Annotated in this window: 16 protein-coding genes; 11 read left to right on the top strand and 5 right to left on the bottom strand. The window is 45.4% G+C overall.

What is annotated here, in order from left to right; all coding sequences use genetic code 11:
- Positions 1-331: 331 nt before the first annotated feature.
- A complete protein-coding gene (locus ACERC6_RS06545) occupies positions 332-1,564 on the top strand; it encodes a multidrug effflux MFS transporter (protein WP_373628247.1) in 1,233 nt (410 codons plus the stop codon).
- Between the two features lie 61 nt (positions 1,565-1,625).
- Here the strand turns inward: ACERC6_RS06545 and rlmH are convergent, their stop codons facing one another.
- The gene (rlmH, locus tag ACERC6_RS06540) at positions 1,626-2,108 is read right to left on the bottom strand and encodes a 23S rRNA (pseudouridine(1915)-N(3))-methyltransferase RlmH (RefSeq protein WP_373628245.1); all 483 of its coding nucleotides are present in this window, start codon (positions 2,106-2,108) and stop codon (positions 1,626-1,628) included.
- Between the two features lie 132 nt (positions 2,109-2,240).
- Between rlmH and ACERC6_RS06535 the strand changes: the two genes are divergently transcribed.
- From ACERC6_RS06535 to ACERC6_RS06490, 10 genes are all read left to right on the top strand, one after another.
- On the top strand, positions 2,241-2,732 hold the full coding sequence (locus tag ACERC6_RS06535) for an RDD family protein (protein WP_373628244.1): 492 nt from the start codon (positions 2,241-2,243) through the stop codon (positions 2,730-2,732).
- A gap of 104 nt (positions 2,733-2,836) precedes the next feature.
- Positions 2,837-3,286 (top strand): YraN family protein, encoded by a 450-nt coding sequence (locus tag ACERC6_RS06530; protein ID WP_373628243.1) that lies wholly within the window; start codon positions 2,837-2,839, stop codon positions 3,284-3,286.
- A 166-nt stretch (positions 3,287-3,452) separates the two neighbouring features.
- Complete coding sequence (locus ACERC6_RS06525) at positions 3,453-4,265, top strand: BON domain-containing protein (RefSeq protein WP_373628242.1); 813 nt, start codon at positions 3,453-3,455, stop codon at positions 4,263-4,265.
- 109 nt (positions 4,266-4,374) lie between these two features.
- The gene (locus ACERC6_RS06520; RefSeq protein WP_284673470.1) at positions 4,375-4,620 is read left to right on the top strand and encodes a BolA family protein; all 246 of its coding nucleotides are present in this window, start codon (positions 4,375-4,377) and stop codon (positions 4,618-4,620) included.
- A complete protein-coding gene (gene murA / locus ACERC6_RS06515; protein WP_373628241.1) occupies positions 4,621-5,883 on the top strand; it encodes a UDP-N-acetylglucosamine 1-carboxyvinyltransferase in 1,263 nt (420 codons plus the stop codon).
- 133 nt (positions 5,884-6,016) lie between these two features.
- Positions 6,017-6,652, top strand: coding sequence for an ATP phosphoribosyltransferase (gene hisG / locus ACERC6_RS06510; protein ID WP_373628240.1), 636 nt, complete (start codon positions 6,017-6,019; stop codon positions 6,650-6,652).
- A 64-nt stretch (positions 6,653-6,716) separates the two neighbouring features.
- Entirely contained in the window at positions 6,717-8,036 is a 1,320-nt protein-coding gene (gene hisD, locus ACERC6_RS06505; RefSeq protein WP_373628239.1) for a histidinol dehydrogenase, read from the top strand.
- A gap of 32 nt (positions 8,037-8,068) precedes the next feature.
- Positions 8,069-9,163: a histidinol-phosphate transaminase gene (hisC, locus tag ACERC6_RS06500; protein WP_373628238.1), complete on the top strand. Its 1,095-nt coding sequence runs from the start codon at positions 8,069-8,071 to the stop codon at positions 9,161-9,163.
- 112 nt (positions 9,164-9,275) lie between these two features.
- On the top strand, positions 9,276-10,802 hold the full coding sequence (locus ACERC6_RS06495; RefSeq protein ID WP_284673475.1) for a fumarate hydratase: 1,527 nt from the start codon (positions 9,276-9,278) through the stop codon (positions 10,800-10,802).
- 15 nt (positions 10,803-10,817) lie between these two features.
- A complete protein-coding gene (locus ACERC6_RS06490) occupies positions 10,818-11,054 on the top strand; it encodes a hypothetical protein (RefSeq protein ID WP_284673476.1) in 237 nt (78 codons plus the stop codon).
- Here ACERC6_RS06490 and mraY read toward each other — a convergent pair.
- The 4 genes from mraY to ACERC6_RS06470 all read right to left on the bottom strand — a co-directional run bounded on the left by mraY (position 10,997) and on the right by ACERC6_RS06470 (position 17,162).
- Positions 10,997-12,094: a phospho-N-acetylmuramoyl-pentapeptide-transferase gene (gene mraY, locus ACERC6_RS06485; RefSeq protein ID WP_373628237.1), complete on the bottom strand. Its 1,098-nt coding sequence runs from the start codon at positions 12,092-12,094 to the stop codon at positions 10,997-10,999. The two genes, ACERC6_RS06490 and mraY, sit on opposite strands and share 58 nt — an antisense overlap.
- Positions 12,095-12,176: 82 nt before the next feature.
- Complete coding sequence (murF, locus tag ACERC6_RS06480) at positions 12,177-13,652, bottom strand: UDP-N-acetylmuramoyl-tripeptide--D-alanyl-D-alanine ligase (protein ID WP_373628235.1); 1,476 nt, start codon at positions 13,650-13,652, stop codon at positions 12,177-12,179.
- 9 nt (positions 13,653-13,661) lie between these two features.
- Entirely contained in the window at positions 13,662-15,194 is a 1,533-nt protein-coding gene (locus ACERC6_RS06475) for a UDP-N-acetylmuramoyl-L-alanyl-D-glutamate--2,6-diaminopimelate ligase (RefSeq protein WP_373628234.1), read from the bottom strand.
- Positions 15,195-15,245: 51 nt separating this feature from the next.
- Positions 15,246-17,162, bottom strand: a complete 1,917-nt coding sequence (locus tag ACERC6_RS06470) for a peptidoglycan D,D-transpeptidase FtsI family protein (protein ID WP_373628252.1) — start codon at positions 17,160-17,162, stop codon at positions 15,246-15,248.
- Between the last annotated feature and the right edge of the window lie 88 nt (positions 17,163-17,250).

The raw sequence follows: 17,250 nt of genomic DNA, 5'->3' as shown, positions 1-17,250 counted from the left end.
GGCACCAAAAAACAACAAATCCGTTGTCTACAACCCAATCGCCGTGTTGAGGTGCAGATTTATGTTGAGCAGTAGTTTTTGGTAGAATTGTTTAAAAAGATGCCACCCTAATGGGTGGTGTTTTTCTTTGGTCATGGGCAATCTTGGGCTATTTGTTGGTTGCTAAAACCCAACCAAAATCTTTAGATAAATTCCAGACCGATCTCTTGGCATTTCATGCTCTCTTGATTTTGTTGTTGCTTTATGGGCTTGACAAACCAAACCTACCACCCCAATCTTATAAAATGTGCTAGAATAACCAATTCCACACCAATCAACTTTTAAGATAACCATGCCAACCGATCTCGACCGAACCCATTCATCAAAACCCTTTCCCACCTTATGGATCTTAATCATGGGGGTGATGATTGCCATCGGTCCGCTCGCCATTGATATGTACCTACCTGCCTTGCCAAGCATGGCAGATGAGTTTGGGGTCAGCACAACCAATATCGCTCGTTCTGTGCCTGCTTATTTTATAGGACTGGTATTCGGTCAGCTGTTTTATGGTCCTTTTTCCGACCGTGTGGGGCGTGTCAAACCCATGTATATCGGCATGATAATCTTTGTCATTGCATCTATAATCTGTGCCACCACCAACACCGAAGCCATACTGTTCATGGCTCGCACCCTACAGGCAGTCGGTGCGTGCGTTACAGGAGTGGTTACTCGTGCAGCGATTCGAGACACCCTAAACCCCATACAGTCCGCCAAAGCCTTTAGCCTTATGGTACTGGTTATGGGCGTTGCTCCCATTTTAGCACCGACCTTAGGAGCTGCTATTTTAAGAGTGGCAGACTGGCACACGATATTTTGGTTCTTAGCGGCTTATGGCACATTTGTCATCATCCTAACCAAGCTGTTCTTAAAAGAAACACTAACCCCAGAAAACCGCAATACCCAGCCCATCAGTCAAACAATCACAGGGTATATTGACCTACTAAAAGACAAAACCTTCACCGTGCCTGCGGTGGCAGCTGGCGTGCTTCAAGGGTCGTTTTTTATTTATCTGTCCATCTCTAGCGTGCTATTCATGGAGAATTACGGGCTATCTGAGGAGAATTTTGCCATCGCTTTTGGGGCGAATGCCTTTGGCTTTATTGCTTTAACGCAGGTCAATCAATTTTTAATTAAACGATTTAAACTGGTGCAACTCTTGCGTTTTGGGGCATCGGTGCAACTGGCTTCAGCGTCTTTTCTGCTATTGCTTGGGCTTGTGTTTGGTGGCGATGCTCATGTTGCTTTGGTTTTTATGGCAATTTTTTGTTGTATTGCCGGACTGGGGCTGACACAGCCTAACGCTGGAGCAATCGCCCTAGCCTTTCAAAAAAAGCGTGCAGGCATGGCAGCAGCGATGCAAGGGGCATTGCAATTTTCGGTAGGGATTTTTGGTGGCTTGCTTCTTAGCTTGTTTGACACAAACCCTGTGGTAAAACTGGGCATTACCGCTACCATACTGACAGCAGTAGGCACTTGGTTGGTATATCGCATTGATGCTCGGCTTGACTTATCAAAAGTTGATTAAACCAATCAACTAGCACATCTAACAACACCCAAAACCAAAAAGGATTGTAACCAACCACCCATCAACCGCCACGATGATAAGGGTGGTTATTGATCACACTCATCGCTCGATACAGCTGTTCAATGAGTATCACTCGCACCAAAGGATGTGGTAGCGTCAAATCTGACAACGACCATTTAAAATCCGCCGCCGCCAGCACTTGGGGGGATAAACCGTCAGCACCCCCAATCACCAAAGCGATGTCCACACCATCTGTCATGGCAACACTCAGCTTATCTGATAGACCTTCAGTGGAGAGCATTTTTCCTTTTACTTCCAGTACCCACAATTTTTCTTTTGGGTGGCGAGCTGCCAAGATAGCCTGCCCTTCTTGCTGTTTGTATTTGTCAATGTCTGCAAGCGATGGGTTCTTGTGGCGTTTGGCAGGGGCAATCTCAACAATCTCGGTATTCATCATCGGCTGAATGCGTTTGGCATACTCATCAATACCTGCTTGCACCCATGATGGCATCTTATGCCCTACGCTCAATATTCTTAATTTCATGTAAGATTTCCTTTGGTTTTTATATATTTTAAAGAAAAATCACAAAAAAATCTTGTTTATTTATGCGAATAAATGGCGTAAAATCAAAAACTTTGCTATGCTAAGTACAATTTTATTTATAGACAGCCTATCATGTCAAATACAACACAACCAACACACCTAGACCACCCTGCTTACAATCAGACCATCTATCGCTATGCAGGATTTTGGATTCGTTTTGTGGCACAGCTTGTTGATGGCATACTGTTTTTGCTCATCAGCTTGCCCTTGTTATACCTCGTCTATGGCGATGCTTATTTTGATGCGTATTTTAGTGTTGAGCCGACCCAAACGATGTTTTTTGGTGTGGCAGATATCCTGATTTCAGTAGGCTTGCCGTTGTTGGTTACTTTTTGGTTTTGGACAAGAAAAGGAGCTACACCTGGCAAAATGTTGCTTGGTTTGCAAGTATTGGATGAACGCACAGGCAATCTTTTAACATTAAAGCAAGCTTTCATTCGCTATCTTGACTACATCGTATCTTCTGTGGTGTTTGGATTGGGGTATATTTGGGCAGGCTTTGATAAGAAAAAACAAAGCTGGCATGACAAACTTGCCAAGACTGTCGTTGTGCGTAAGCAGTAATCAATCATTATAAGTTCGTTGCTTGATACGCCCAGTTTATGCACAGCTTGATATGGTATATCAACGACCATCATTGACATCTTAATTGTAGTTATAAACTCTTGATGAACGACTTATCACAAAGACAATGTACCCATAAGACCACCCATCATCAAGCTGACAATAAAAAATCCATCGGTGATTTTTATGAACAGCGTGCCAGAGCATGGGCAGAGCATTCAGGGCTTGAACTGGTTGCTTGTAATTTTTATGCCCCAAGACTGGGTGAAATTGACATCATCGCCAAACAAAGTAATACCGACAGATTTGGCAGGACGATACAGACGCTGATATTTATTGAGGTACGCTCTCGCAAACTTGGACAATTTACCAACAGCATTGAGAGTATCACCCCTGCCAAACAACGAAAAATTATCCAAACGGCACAGTATTTTGTGGCAAAAAATCCGCAGTTTGAGCAGTACGATTGCCGATTTGATGTGATCGCCTTTGACCATCAAGAAGGCATTGAAAACGCCCAATGGGTACAAGCAGCTTTTTTGACGCAGTGGTAGTCGCTCCCCTTGAGTACAAATTGATTAAAATATGAATATTGATTACAACTACCCATCAAAATTGATGAGAATTTGTTAAAAACTGATTGATAAATGGCATAACTACAACACCATGTGTTGAAGAGCCATCAGTTATTAAGTCGTTAGTAGTTAAAAGGATAAAGCCATGCAGACATTCATACAACACACCCCGAAGATGGCAATGCTAATACTAGCAGCCGCCCTAAACTTGACAGCGTGCAGTACGCTTGGTGGTGGCGATGCCTTTGGGGTTTATGAGATGGGTCGCAGTATCCCTGAACGCATCAGTGATGAGAGCATCGAGCTGATGGCTCGCAAGAACCTAGCTCGCATTAGCGGAGTGAATGAAAACACGGTACGAATCGCATTTGATAGCTTTCGTAAAGAAGTACTCATCACAGGCGAAGTGCCAAGTCAAGCCATCAAAGATGACATAGAAGCAATGGTAAAATCCATGAGGGATGTTGCAGAGGTGTACAATTACCTAACCATCTCTAGCACCCCAAAAAGCCAAAGCCATACCCTACACGAAGGCTACCTAAAATCCAAGATTAACGCACGCCTGCTGACCAATCAAGGCATCAAATCATCACAATACAAAATAGTCGTACGAGACCAAACAGCCTATGTGATGGGACACATGAGTCCAGAGCAACAAGACCACATACTAGCAGCGATACAAAACACAGCAGGCATGGCATTGGCAGTAACACTGACCACGCTAATCAATGATGATATGCCAGCCACGCCAACAAGCACACAAGACATCACAGCTGACAACAGCGTAGTATATGGCGGCGTGGTTAGCACCGAGCCTACCAACGAACCCTATTTGCTTCAAGAAATCTATGTGCCTAACGCCAGCACCGACGCCCCAACCAACATCGCCCCTGCCTACACCCCAAAAAGTGGCACCAGTGGCTATGTACAACTACATCAAGGGACGAACAATCCATAACCCAGACTAACACAACACACAAAACCTGTATAAATTTGGGTATAAAAAGCCAAAATTTTGTTATAATAGCAAGACTAAACCCCATATTTTAAACCACTTTGGAACCAACATGAACGCTGACGACCTAATTGAACTACTACAACCACATTTTCCCAAAGCTCACCTTCAAGCCGCCAATCAAGGCAACAAATTTGAAGTACTCATTGTTGATGCCGTCTTTGAGGGCAAACGCCCCGTACAGCGTCAGCAAGCGGTTTATGCGATTGTGAATCCACACATCCAAAGTGGAGCAATGCACGCCTTAACCATTCATGCCTTGACACCTGATGAATACAACACCAAAAAGGGACAATAAATGGATAAATTTAAGATCATTGGCAAGAGCCGAATTGCAGGTGAAGTCGCCATTTCTGGCTCAAAAAACGCAGCCTTACCACTGCTTGCTGCCATACTACTCCCAAATGATGAAACCGTCCTGCATAATGTCCCAACCCTAAAAGACACAGAGACACTTGTCAAGCTCATCGCAGGTACTGGCGTTGCCATCACAAAAGAAGGTAACACGGTCGTGGCAGATGCTCGCAGTGTAACCAACTATTATGCTCCCTATGAATTGGTTCGCACCATGCGTGCGTCCATCTTGGTATTAGGTCCATTATTGGCTCGCTTTGGCGAAGCGGAAGTCTCTTTGCCTGGTGGTTGCTCTATCGGTTCTCGCCCTGTGGATCAGCATTTAAAGGCATTTAAGGCAATGGGTGCAACCATCGCTGTAGAAAATGGCTATGTCAAAGCAAAAGCTCCGGCAGGTGGCCGCCTAGTCGGTTGTAACTTTAGCTTTGATATGGTAACGGTAGGTGGCACAGAAAATGTCATCATGGCAGCCACCTTAGCTCGTGGTACAACTCGCCTAGAGAACTGTGCTTGTGAGCCAGAAGTGTTGGACTTAGCCAATATGCTTGTGGCAATGGGAGCTAAGATTGATGGCATCGGCACGCCAACCATGATCATCGAGGGCGTAGAAAGCCTGCATGGCTGTGAGTACAGTGTTATTGCTGATCGCATTGAAACTGGCTCATATTTGGCAGGTGCATTGATGAGTGAAGGCGATGTATTGACCACCAACACATCAGCAGAGCATCTGCACCCTGTCTTAAAGAAATTTGAGGCAATGGGTGCAACCATCACCACAGGCGATGACTGGATTCGTGCCGTCATGAAAGGCAGACCTAAGGCGACAGACATTCGCACCCAAGCCCACCCTGGCTTCCCAACTGATATGCAAGCACAACTGATGGCGGTGTGCTGTTTGGCTGATGGCACCAGCACCATCATTGAAAATATTTTTGAAAATCGCTTCATGCATGTGCCTGAGCTTAACCGCATGGGAGCAAACATTCGCATTGACGGACATACCGCCATCGTTACAGGCGTAGAGAAATTCACGCCAGCACCTGTAATGGCAACCGACCTGCGAGCATCCATGTCTCTTGTCATGGCGGCAGCGTGTGCCGAAGGCGAAAGCATCATTGACCGCATTTATCACATTGATAGGGGCTATGATGATGTGGAAAACAAACTAAAAGCCTTGGGCGTAAATATTGAGCGGATTAAGGGATAAAAGTTGCCAAACCCTTTGCCGGCAACCAACCATTGAGAAAGCAATCCATAACGACAAGTTAGAACAATGAGCGTTTTGTTGAGCTGTCGCTAGCACGCCTTTGTTAATTTTTTATAAAAAGTAAGGCAATATAATGACTGATGATTTTAACGGCTTGACCATCGCCCTATCAAAAGGGCGTATCTTAGATGAGACTCTGCCTTTATTTGAAAAGACAGGCATTCGCCCTTTAGAAGACATGAATAAATCACGCAAATTAATTTTTCAAAGCAGTGATTCAAATGTCCGATTTTTACTACTTCGTGCATCCGATGTACCAACTTATGTCGAGCATGGTGTAGCGGATATCGGCGTGTCAGGCAAAGATGTACTGCTAGAATATGCTGCCGCTGTGTATGATCTGATTGATTTAAAAATTGCCAAATGCCGTCTTATGACCGCAGGCGTTAAAGGAGCAACCCTACCTTCTCGCCGTCTTCGTATCGCCACCAAATATGCCAATGTCGCCAGAGAATATTTTGCTTCTTGTGGTCAACAAGTAGATATCATCAAGCTCTATGGCTCTATGGAGCTTGCCCCATTGGTTGGGCTTGGCGATTTGATTGTGGATGTGGTTGATACAGGGAATACTTTGCGAGCCAATGGGCTTGAACCACTTGATGAGATTTGTCAAGTGTCATCACGCCTGATTGCCAACCCCATCAGTTACAAGCGAAAACTTAGCCAGTTACAACCCATTTTAGACATTCTAGAACAGGCGGCTAGCTAATACCGCCAAGCCTCTTATTCACACGGAACACCGATAAGTTGTGCCATTTACTAGCAGGTATATCATGCCAGATTTAGCCATTTTAAATAGCCAAGATGCTGATTTTCAAGACAAATTAACCGAACTGCTTGCCTTTGAGACTGTAACCGATACAGCCTTAATTCAGACTGTTGATGACATCATCGCTCAAGTTCGTACGCATGGCGATGAAGCCGTGTTTGAATTAACCAAGCGTTTTGACCAACATCCTGCCATCAGCATGGATGAGCTGTTCATCAGTCAAGCTCAATTAAAAGCCGCCTTTGATGGTCTAACCGATGAGGTAAAAACCGCCCTAGAGCTGTCGGCTCAGCGTATTTTTGATTTTCATCAACACCAAAAAGAGACAGGATTTCGCTTCGTTGATGGGCTTGGCAATACTTTAGGTCAAAAAGTAACACCACTTGACTGTGTCGGCATCTATGTGCCAGGCGGTCTGGCGAGCTATCCATCAAGCGTCTTGATGAACGCCATTCCTGCCAAAGTTGCAGGCGTGGCGTGCATTACGATGGTCGTCCCTGCTCCAAAAGGTGAACTCAATCCGCTTGTCTTGGCGGCAGCACACCTAGCAGGTGTGAATGATGTCATCACCATCGGCGGTGCACAGGCTGTAGCCGCATTAGCCTATGGCACATCTCGCATCGCCCCTGTTGATAAAATCACAGGTCCGGGCAATAAATATGTCGCTGCTGCCAAGCGTGCAGTTTTTGGGCAAGTAGGCATTGACATGATCGCAGGACCATCTGAGGTCTTGGTTTATGCTGAGGGCGAATCTGCGGATAATACTGACTGGCTAGCGATGGATTTGCTGTCTCAAGCTGAACACGATACAGTGGCACAGGCGATTTTTGTAACAACTTGCCCCAAGCAACTAGAGGCGGTCAAAGTCGCCCTTGATAAGGCATTGGCAAACCTACCAAAAGCCGACATCGCTCGTCAGGCACTGAGCAATCGTGGAGCGTTAATCCTTGTTAAAGACAGGGCTGAGGGTGTGGCGGTCATCAACCAAGTCGCCCCTGAGCATTTGGAGCTATCACTTGATCAGCCTGATGAAGTAGAAAAACTGGTGCGTCATGCAGGAGCGATATTCTTGGGCAGACATACCCCAGAGGCGATTGGCGACTATTGTGCAGGGTCAAACCATGTGCTACCAACATCAGGGACGGCACGCTTTAGCTCATCTTTGGGCGTGTATGATTTCACCAAAAAAACCTCGCTCATCTACTGCACAGCCAAAGGTTCGCAGCCATTGGCTCATACGGCTGATGTCATGGCGGTACAGGAGAATCTAGATGCTCATGCCCTATCAGCACGCTATCGTTATGGCGTGGTTAATTTAGACTAATACAACATCAATCAAATCACACGAGCGACAACATGAGCATCAACAAAAGACTATGGAGCAAAAAAGTTAGCCAGCTTACCCCTTATGTGGCAGGCGAACAGCCAAAAGTGTCTAATCTATGTAAGTTAAATACCAATGAAAATCCATTTCCCCCAAGCCAAAAAGCAGTAGCAGCCATGCAGGCGGTCTTGGCAGATGACGGTCAAGCGTTACGCCTATACCCTGAACCAGAATCAGATGAATTATGTCAGGTGCTTGCTCATTATCACGGTTTACAGCGTGAACAGGTCTTTGTGGGTAATGGCTCAGATGAAGTACTGGCATTTGTGTTTGCCTGTTTTTTTACCAAAGAATTACCGCTACTGATGCCTGATGTAAGTTATAGCTTTTATCCTGTTTATGCACAGACTTTCGGAGTGGACACCAAAATCATTCCACTTGATGATGAGTTTTGTATCAATCCTAAAGACTATGATACAGCGTGCGGTGGCATCATTTTACCCAATCCAAATGCCCCAACAGGTATACTGCTTTCATTAGATGACATTCGTACTCTTGCCACCAACCACCCAGATTCGGTCATCGTCATTGATGAAGCATACATTGACTATGCAGATGATGTCAAATCAGCGTCAGCAATTGGTTTGATTGATGAGTTTGATAATATCTTAGTCACACAAACTTTCTCAAAATCTCGTGCATTGGCAGGGCTTAGAGTGGGTGCAGCTTTTGGCAACGCCAATTTAATAGCGGCACTCGCTACTTATAAGAACAGCTTTAATAGCTATCCTATTGACCGTGTGGCACAAGCAGGGGCGATGGCAAGCATCTTAGATGAAGATTATTTCATCAAACAGCGTCAAGCAGTTATTAGACTGCGTAATGACCTCACCGAATCATTAGTGGCACTCGGTTTTAAAGTATTGCCATCAGCAGCAAACTTTGTCTTTGCAAAGCCAAATCACACATCGCTTAGCACCAAAGAGATTTTTAATCAACTGCGTGAACAAGGTGTCATTGTGCGTCATTGGGACAAGCAACGCATTGCAGATTATCTGCGTATTACAGTCGGTACAGCTGAACAAAATCAGCGTTTGATTACCGCATTGACAGAGATTTTATCCTAGCCACCTAAGGCAGAGAAGGATTTTCACGCCTTGTTATTTGTGCTACAATAACAAGGCATTTATATACAATATCGCCAGTTGTCATCAGACAACCAGCCAAAAGGAAATCACCATGACCGTCATCAAAAAAGAAGACTTTATCCAGTCAATTGCGGACGCCTTTCAATACATCAGCTACTACCACCCTACCGACTATATCACGGCTCTATCCCAAGCCTTAGAGCGTGAAGAAAATTCTGCCGCCAAAGATGCCATGACACAAATCTTGGTAAACAGTCGTATGTGCGCCGAAGGCAAGCGTCCAATTTGTCAAGATACAGGGATTGCAACAGTATTTTTAAAAGTAGGCATGAATGTCAAATGGGACACCGACATGAGTGTGGCAGACATGGTAAATGAAGGCGTTCGCCGTGCCTACAACCACCCTGATAATACCTTGCGAGCCAGCGTACTTGCCGACCCTGCAGGCAAACGCATCAACACCAAAGACAACACGCCAGCCGTCATCCACATGGAAATCGTGGCAGGCGACACGGTTGATGTTACCTGTGCCGCCAAAGGTGGTGGTAGCGAGAACAAATCCAAACTTGCCATGCTAAATCCTTCTGATGACATCGTAGCATGGGTATTAAAGAGTATTCCAGAAATGGGAGCTGGTTGGTGTCCGCCAGGAATCTTAGGCATTGGTATTGGTGGCACACCAGAAAAAGCGACCTTGCTCGCCAAAGAATCACTGATGAGCCATATTGACATTCACGAACTAAAAGCCAAAGCAGAGACTGGTGCAGAGCTTTCTACCACCGAAAAACTTCGCCTTGAAATCTTTGAAAAAGTAAACGCACTGGGTATTGGTGCTCAAGGTCTAGGCGGTCTAACTACTGTGCTAGATGTAAAAATCCTAGACTACCCAACACACGCTGCTTCCAAGCCTGTGGCAATGATTCCCAACTGTGCAGCAACTCGCCATGTACATTTTGAGCTTGATGGCTCAGGGGCGGTCAATCTAGAGCCACCAAGCCTAGACGCTTATCCTGATATCACTTATAGCCCTGACAATGGCAAGCGTGTCAATGTGGACACCCTAACCAAAGAAGAAGTCGCCACATGGCAAACAGGAGATGTACTACTACTAAACGGTAAAATCTACACAGGTCGAGATGCCGCTCACAAACGCATGACCGATATGCTCAATAAGGGCGAGCAACTACCTGTAGATTTCACCAATAAACTCATCTACTATGTCGGACCCGTTGATCCTGTGCGTGATGAAGTGGTAGGACCGGCAGGACCAACCACCGCTACTCGCATGGATAAGTTCACTCGTCAAATGCTAGAACAAACAGGACTTATCGGCATGATTGGTAAATCAGAGCGTGGCAAAATCGCTTGTGAAGCGATTGCTGATAACAAAGCAGTCTATCTCATGGCGGTGGGGGGTTCTGCTTATCTTGTTTCTAAGGCAATCAAAAACGCCAAAGTAGTCGCTTTTGAGGATTTAGGCATGGAGGCAATCTATGAATTTGAGGTTAAAGACATGCCTGTAACAGTCGCTGTGGATAGCAATGGCGTGTCAGTTCATGCAACCGCTCCTAAGATCTGGCAAGCCAAAATTGGCAAAATCCCTGTAACTCAAGAATAGAATCACCCACCAATCATGATAAAGCCCAACCATAATGTGTTGGGCTTTATCATCAATGCCAACCCAAAATCAATCCCTGCCAAGTGGCACAGCACCTACAAATCCATCAAAGTAACGCACATCAAAAAAGCACAAGCGTTAATCTTGTGCTTTTTTAAGTTTATTATCATATGGCAAATGGCACACCACCATCGCTATCTTAGCTTAAGCGTCATCAACCCAAGCACCACCAAGATGATGCACACGATATAAAACCTAGCAACAACTTTGGTTTCTTTTAGACCCATCTCTTCAAAATGATGGTGCAGTGGTGCCATCAAAAAAATGCGTTTTTTGCGAAGTTTGTATGAACCCACTTGTAAAATCACAGATAATGCTTCCGCCACAAAAACACCACCCATGATGACAAAAGCAAGCTCTTGGCGAGTCATGACCGCCATCGTACCAAGCATTCCACCCAATGACAACGCCCCAACATCTCCCATGAATACATCAGCAGGGGCAGCGTTATACCACAAAAAACCAAGCCCTGCTCCGATGATGGCAGCACAAACAATGATAAGCTCTGCATTATAGGCGATATAAGGCACATGCATATAAGCAGCATAATTCATTGAGCCTGAAATATAAGCAAATACCCCAAGTCCTGCCACCACCAACACCACAGGCAAAATCACCAGTCCATCCAAACCATCGGTCAGATTCACCGCATTTGATGAACCATTGATGGTAAAGTAAGTTAGGATAATAAATCCCAAGCCAAATGGAATCGCTGATAGTGGAACTACCCAATGCTTAAATACAGGGATGAGTAAATCTTGCATGGCAGCAGCGGTGGCAGTATCCTGCTGTAAAGCGATATAATACAAAGAACCGCCCACAAACAGCGAACCCACCGACAGCCAAAAATACTTTTTACGAGCGATGAGGCCTTGTGGGTTTTTGTGCTTAATTTTTAGCCAGTCATCTGCCCAACCAACTGCACCAAAAACCACCATCACTACCATCAAAATCCATACATAAGGATTGGATAAATCAGCCCATGCCAAAGTTGCAATACCGATTGCCGCTAAAATGAGCACACCACCCATTGTCGGCGTGCCTTGTTTGACAAGATGTGTTTTTGGACCATCATCACGCACCGCTTGACCATACTTTAAAGTACGCAAATAACGAATGACAGGCTTGCCTGCACCGATGACAATGAGCAGTGCCGTAATCACCGCCAGCAACGCTCGTAGCGTCAAAGAAGAGATGGCAATGTCGCTATGCTGAAACAACCAGTAAAGCATAATCAAACCCTTGTAGCATTATTATCTATCTAAATCAGTTATCTAAAAAATTTGTCTAAAATCTATATCATCAAAGCCAAATTCACCCAAGATTCGCCAAATCACAAATCAGCGTCTCCATTTTCATACCACGAGACCCCTTGAACAGTATGGTTGTAGCACCATCTTGTAAACGCAGTCTTAGAGCATCAAACAAAGCTGACTTATCCTCAAAGTGTGTCGCTATCGGTCGCAATTCATTGACAGCACGCACCATGTGCTTCATATTCTCACCGACAGCAAAGATGGCGTCTAAGGCAAGTGGTGCGATGTTTTGCCCCAACTGATAATGTTCATCAGCTGCCGCTTCGCCCAGCTCAAAAATATCTCCCAACACCAAAATCTTGGCATTATCCTCTTGCTCTAGCACTTTGGCAGCAGCAAGCATGGAAGTTGGATTGGCATTATAAGTATCATCAATGACAATATGCTCACCAAACGCCATGCGAGTCAATCGCCCTTGTGGGGCAGTAACAGATTGCAGTCCACGAACAATGCTGTGAAGTGGCACACCCAAAGCGTAGGCACACGCTGATGCCGCCAACGCATTAGTTACATTATGCTCGCCAATGAGTGGTAGCTGTACCGGCAGGCTTTCAATCTCATCAATCTCAATATTTGTATTTAAACTAAAAGTGCTATGCGTGGTTGCCACATCAATGTCATCAGCAAACAAATCACCCATCATCAGCACCGAGCTAACACCCTGCTCAGACAACATCTGTATGTCCTCATCGGACAGCTGTGCCTGTGATAGTGGTACATTTTGTTCACCAAAGCTAAGCATTCTATCGGTAAAATTACTGGCGGTTTGGCTTAACAGCGTACAAAATTCATCGCCAAAAGGCACAATCGCCACGCCATCTTCACTAAGTGCCGAGTAAATTTCTGCTTTAGCACGAGCAATGTTGGCACGCCCACCGAACTCGCCTAAGTGAGCCGTACCGATATTTAGTACGCATGCCACATCAGGACGAACAAGCCCTGCCGTATAAGCAATCTCGCCCACATGGTTCGCCCCAAGCTCCATCACAGCAAATTTATGTTCGTCAGACAGCTCAAGTAGCATCATTGGTACACCCAAATCATTGTTTAGGTTGCCACGAGTGATGAGTGTCGGGGCGATTTGGCTTAAGATATGCCCTAGCATTTCTTTCGTGGTGGTTTTTCCTGATGAGCCTGTCAAAGCAACCACCATTAAATCAGGGTGAGCATCTCGGCGGTATTTGCCAAGAAGTCCCAACGCTTTTTTGGTATCGCCTGTGATGAGTTGTGGCAAATCACTTGCCACCTGTTCACTAACAATGGCAAGCACCGCTCCTTTTTCTTTTGCCATCTCAACATAATCATGCCCATCAAAATTTTCACCTTTGATGGCAAGAAAAATATCGCCCTGCTCTATTTTGCGAGTATCGGTCGTAATGCGGCAACTTTGAGCATCAAATTCGCCTGACCATCTGCCATTTGTGGCGGCCTGCAGGTTGTCTTTTTGCCAAAGATAAGGGGTATGCACTGTCATCTTGTTATCCTATTTATTAAATGCGTTGATAAATTCACCAACCACCGCCACATCATCAAAATCATAACGAACACCGTTAATCTCTTGATAGGTCTCATGACCCTTGCCCAGTATTACCACAATATCATCACCACCTGCCATCATCACCGCTTCTTTGATTGCACGCTTTCTATCAGGCTCAATGATGACCTTATAATGTGCTTGGCAATCAAGCTGTGTTTGCATGTCTCTTAAAATCGCATTGGGATTCTCAGAGCGTGGGTTATCTGCCGTCAGTATCACCATATCGGCATGACGAACCCCCACATTTGCCATGATAGGTCTTTTACGCTTGTCTCTATCGCCCCCACAACCAAATACCGCAATCAGCCTACCTGTACAATGCTTTTGTAGGCTAATGAGTACTTGCTCGATGGCATCAGGGGTGTGTGCATAATCAACAATGAACAACCCTGTTTTTGACGGTACTTGTTGCATTCTGCCACGAGCACTATGTAGCTTGGCAACCAATGCCGGTAGATTGTCTTGTTGGTTAGGATATAATGCCAAAAATGCCGCCACCGCCGCCATTAAATTATCCACATTAAATAATCCAAGCAGTGGGCTGTGCAATGTCATCAGCTTGCCTTGTGCCACAAGCTCAATTTGCACCCCATGTAGGCTTGGTGTAATCTTTTTGACAAAATAATCCGCCTTCTCATCTTGACAAGAATGACCAAGTAGCGAATAAGGCAAAGCACCATCATTGTTTTGAAGCAGTGGATAAGTAGCGTCTTGATTGATGATACCATGGGTGAGCGTACTAAAATAATGCTCATCAAACAACCTTGCTTTGGCTGCACGGTAGTCATCCATGTCCGCATGATAATCCAAATGGTCGTGCGATAAGTTGGTATAAATCGCCACTTGTACAGGCACGCCTTGCAGTCTGTGCTGATGCAAACCATGGCTACTGGCTTCTAATGCCACCACTTGCACGCCATCTTTTGCCATCTGATACAAAAACTCATGCACCGACAGCACATCGCCTGTGGTATTGGCTGATTGTACAAGCTGACCCAACCTACCATTGCCTGCTGTCCCCATAATGGCAGATGGCACGCCAGACAGTTCGCACAGCTGTGCCACCAGCTGACTGACGGTCGTCTTGCCATTCGTCCCTGTTACCGCCACCACCGTAGGTAGCTTGGCAGACCTATCCACTTGAAATCTAGCAGCAATCAAATCACCCAAATAATGACGAATGGTTGGCAGATATACGATGGGCGTAGACAGTGTTGATATATCCAGTTCTTGCGGATTGATTTGCGATAAAATAAATGCCGCCTTACCATCCACTGATTTGAGATATTCATTAGCACGCAATAGGCTTTGTTGATCCCCACCCACACTAGACAGTAACACAAAAACATCGCCCTCATTAAGACGACGACTATCTAAGCAAAACTGCCCAAAAGGCAAATCTGCCACCATCTTAATGGCATCACTTGGCAGATGCAGACTTATCGTATCAAATAAAGTAGCAAGCGTTGTGGGTTTCATGGCAAATTCCTTATAACTCTTTATTATGATTGGGATATTTTTTATTATGTCTTATTGAGCCTTAGGCGTACTCTTGGCATCGGCTTGTAACGGCTTATCAAAAGGCACATTATACAGACGAAGTGCCTCTTTCATGACATGATGAAACACAGGTGCAGCAACCACACCGCCATAATACTGACGGCGTGGGTCTTCTACCAAAATCGCAATGGCAAATCTTGGATTTGATGCTGGGGCAATTCCGACAAATGTCGTGCGATACTGGTCAGTATAATAACCACCTTCAGGCTTGGTACGGCGACTCGTGCCCGTCTTACCTGCCACACGATAACCATTGATGGCAGCAGCTCGTGCCGTACCTCCCGACTCCGTAACCAATTCCATCATCTTGACAATCGCTTCAGCGTGCTCTGGTTTAATCACCTGAATAGACTCTGGGCTTGGCTGATTTTTAACCAGACGCAATGGACGCAATTCACCATGATTTGCCAAAGCGGCGTACGCTTGAACCACTTGGGCAAGCGTTACCCTCTGTCCATAGCCATAGCTTAGCGTAGCACGACGAGTAACATCTTTTTCGCTGGGGTCTTTGACGCTACCTGATGCTTCGGCAGGGAAATTTAGGGCAGTTTTTCGCCCAAAGCCAAAGCGTCTTTGGATATCAGAGATGGCATTGGTTGGTAAGTTTAGTGCGATTTTGGCTGAAGCCACATTACTTGACTTTTGAATCAGTCTTGCCAAGGTGATGGCACCATAGTTGCCACTATCACGAATAACATAGCCACCGATATACATACTACCTGGTGCGGTTTCAATGAGTGAACTGGTGGTGTATTTACCTGACTCCAAGGCGGCTGCCACCGTAAAAGGCTTCATCACCGAACCCGGTTCAAAGGTGTCTAGCAACGGTCGATTACGCTCGTTTGCCCCTGTCCGCTCAGACAGATTGTTGGCATTAAACGATGGCCAAGAACCCAACGCTAATATATCGCCAGTTAATACATCCACCACGATGCCAGAGCTTGAACGAGCAGACTGGGCACGCCCCACTTGCTCCAACTCTTTGTATAGCACATACTGCAAGCGTGAATCAATGGTAAGCTCAATGTTCTCGCTCTCAATCTTTGGCTTAATTTCTTTAATTTCTTTGATGGCTGATCGGCGAGCATCTTTTAGAACCAATACCTGCCCTCGCTCGCCTGCAAGCTGTTTTTCGTATTGTGCTTCAATGCCTGCTCGACCGACATAGCCACCATTTTTCTCATCACTTGACTGTGCCATATAGCCTAGAATCTGTGCATTCGGCTCAGCTTGTAGATAATATCTTTGAAAGAATTTTTCTTCACTCACGCCCACAAAGTCCAGCTTAATAACCGGTTCAACCACCTCTGGCGATTCTTTTGTCAATAAAATCATACGGCGAGAGCCAGCCCCCCTTGGCAGAGCTTCTTTGATGGCACTCTCGTCAGCATAGTCTATGGCATTGTTGATTGCTACTGCTTTTTGTAGTTTTTCCAACGGAAAATTTGCCACTACAGCTAGTCTTACCAAATCCATCTCGGTAAGCTCTTTGGCAGCTTTGGCACGAGCTTTAGCATCAGTGGTTGTCTTAATGATTTTATCCAAGCGATAATATTCATTGGCATAATCATAGGGGCTAAATACCACCGTTGATAGCGGAGCATTCGCCGCCAATGGTGCTCCATTAGTGTCGGTAATCATGCCACGATATACGGGGACACTGCGTTTTGAGGTGATGAGCCTTTCGCCCTGATCCACCAGATAAGATGAATTGATGATTTGTAGATAAAACGCACGAGCAAACAACACCAAAAACGCAGTCGCCATCATAAACCAAACCAAACGATAGCGATTGACATCTTGCATACCGCCCAACATGGTCGCTTGGCGTCGATGATTTTTCTTACCAAATATACTCAACAATGACGATATCATGGACAAAACCATTGATGGGCGTTGCTCGTCTTGTTTGGCATCAGTCTTGTTTGGCATGGCTTTTTGACGCAACGGTGGCACAACTTTTGATGAAGCCCCT

Origin of the sequence: Moraxella sp. E33BD (genome assembly GCF_041807865.1) — a bacterium.
GTDB lineage: Bacteria > Pseudomonadota > Gammaproteobacteria > Pseudomonadales > Moraxellaceae > Moraxella > Moraxella haemolytica.
This window is presented reverse-complemented; position numbering and strand designations above follow the sequence as displayed.

Excerpts from the sequence above, each read along its gene's own strand:
- hisD (WP_373628239.1), top strand. The coding sequence starts at position 6,717 with ATGCCAGATTTAGCCATTTTAAATAGCCAAGATGCTGATTTTCAAGAC.
- ACERC6_RS06470 (WP_373628252.1), bottom strand. The coding sequence starts at position 17,162 with ATGGTTTTGTCCATGATATCGTCATTGTTGAGTATATTTGGTAAGAAA.
- ACERC6_RS06530 (WP_373628243.1), top strand. The coding sequence starts at position 2,837 with ATGAACGACTTATCACAAAGACAATGTACCCATAAGACCACCCATCAT.
- hisG (WP_373628240.1), top strand. The coding sequence starts at position 6,017 with ATGACTGATGATTTTAACGGCTTGACCATCGCCCTATCAAAAGGGCGT.
- ACERC6_RS06545 (WP_373628247.1), top strand. The coding sequence starts at position 332 with ATGCCAACCGATCTCGACCGAACCCATTCATCAAAACCCTTTCCCACC.
- hisC (WP_373628238.1), top strand. The coding sequence starts at position 8,069 with ATGAGCATCAACAAAAGACTATGGAGCAAAAAAGTTAGCCAGCTTACC.
- ACERC6_RS06520 (WP_284673470.1), top strand. The coding sequence starts at position 4,375 with ATGAACGCTGACGACCTAATTGAACTACTACAACCACATTTTCCCAAA.
- ACERC6_RS06490 (WP_284673476.1), top strand. The coding sequence starts at position 10,818 with ATGATAAAGCCCAACCATAATGTGTTGGGCTTTATCATCAATGCCAAC.
- ACERC6_RS06535 (WP_373628244.1), top strand. The coding sequence starts at position 2,241 with ATGTCAAATACAACACAACCAACACACCTAGACCACCCTGCTTACAAT.
- ACERC6_RS06495 (WP_284673475.1), top strand. The coding sequence starts at position 9,276 with ATGACCGTCATCAAAAAAGAAGACTTTATCCAGTCAATTGCGGACGCC.
- murF (WP_373628235.1), bottom strand. The coding sequence starts at position 13,652 with ATGACAGTGCATACCCCTTATCTTTGGCAAAAAGACAACCTGCAGGCC.
- rlmH (WP_373628245.1), bottom strand. The coding sequence starts at position 2,108 with ATGAAATTAAGAATATTGAGCGTAGGGCATAAGATGCCATCATGGGTG.
- ACERC6_RS06525 (WP_373628242.1), top strand. The coding sequence starts at position 3,453 with ATGCAGACATTCATACAACACACCCCGAAGATGGCAATGCTAATACTA.
- ACERC6_RS06475 (WP_373628234.1), bottom strand. The coding sequence starts at position 15,194 with ATGAAACCCACAACGCTTGCTACTTTATTTGATACGATAAGTCTGCAT.
- murA (WP_373628241.1), top strand. The coding sequence starts at position 4,621 with ATGGATAAATTTAAGATCATTGGCAAGAGCCGAATTGCAGGTGAAGTC.
- mraY (WP_373628237.1), bottom strand. The coding sequence starts at position 12,094 with ATGCTTTACTGGTTGTTTCAGCATAGCGACATTGCCATCTCTTCTTTG.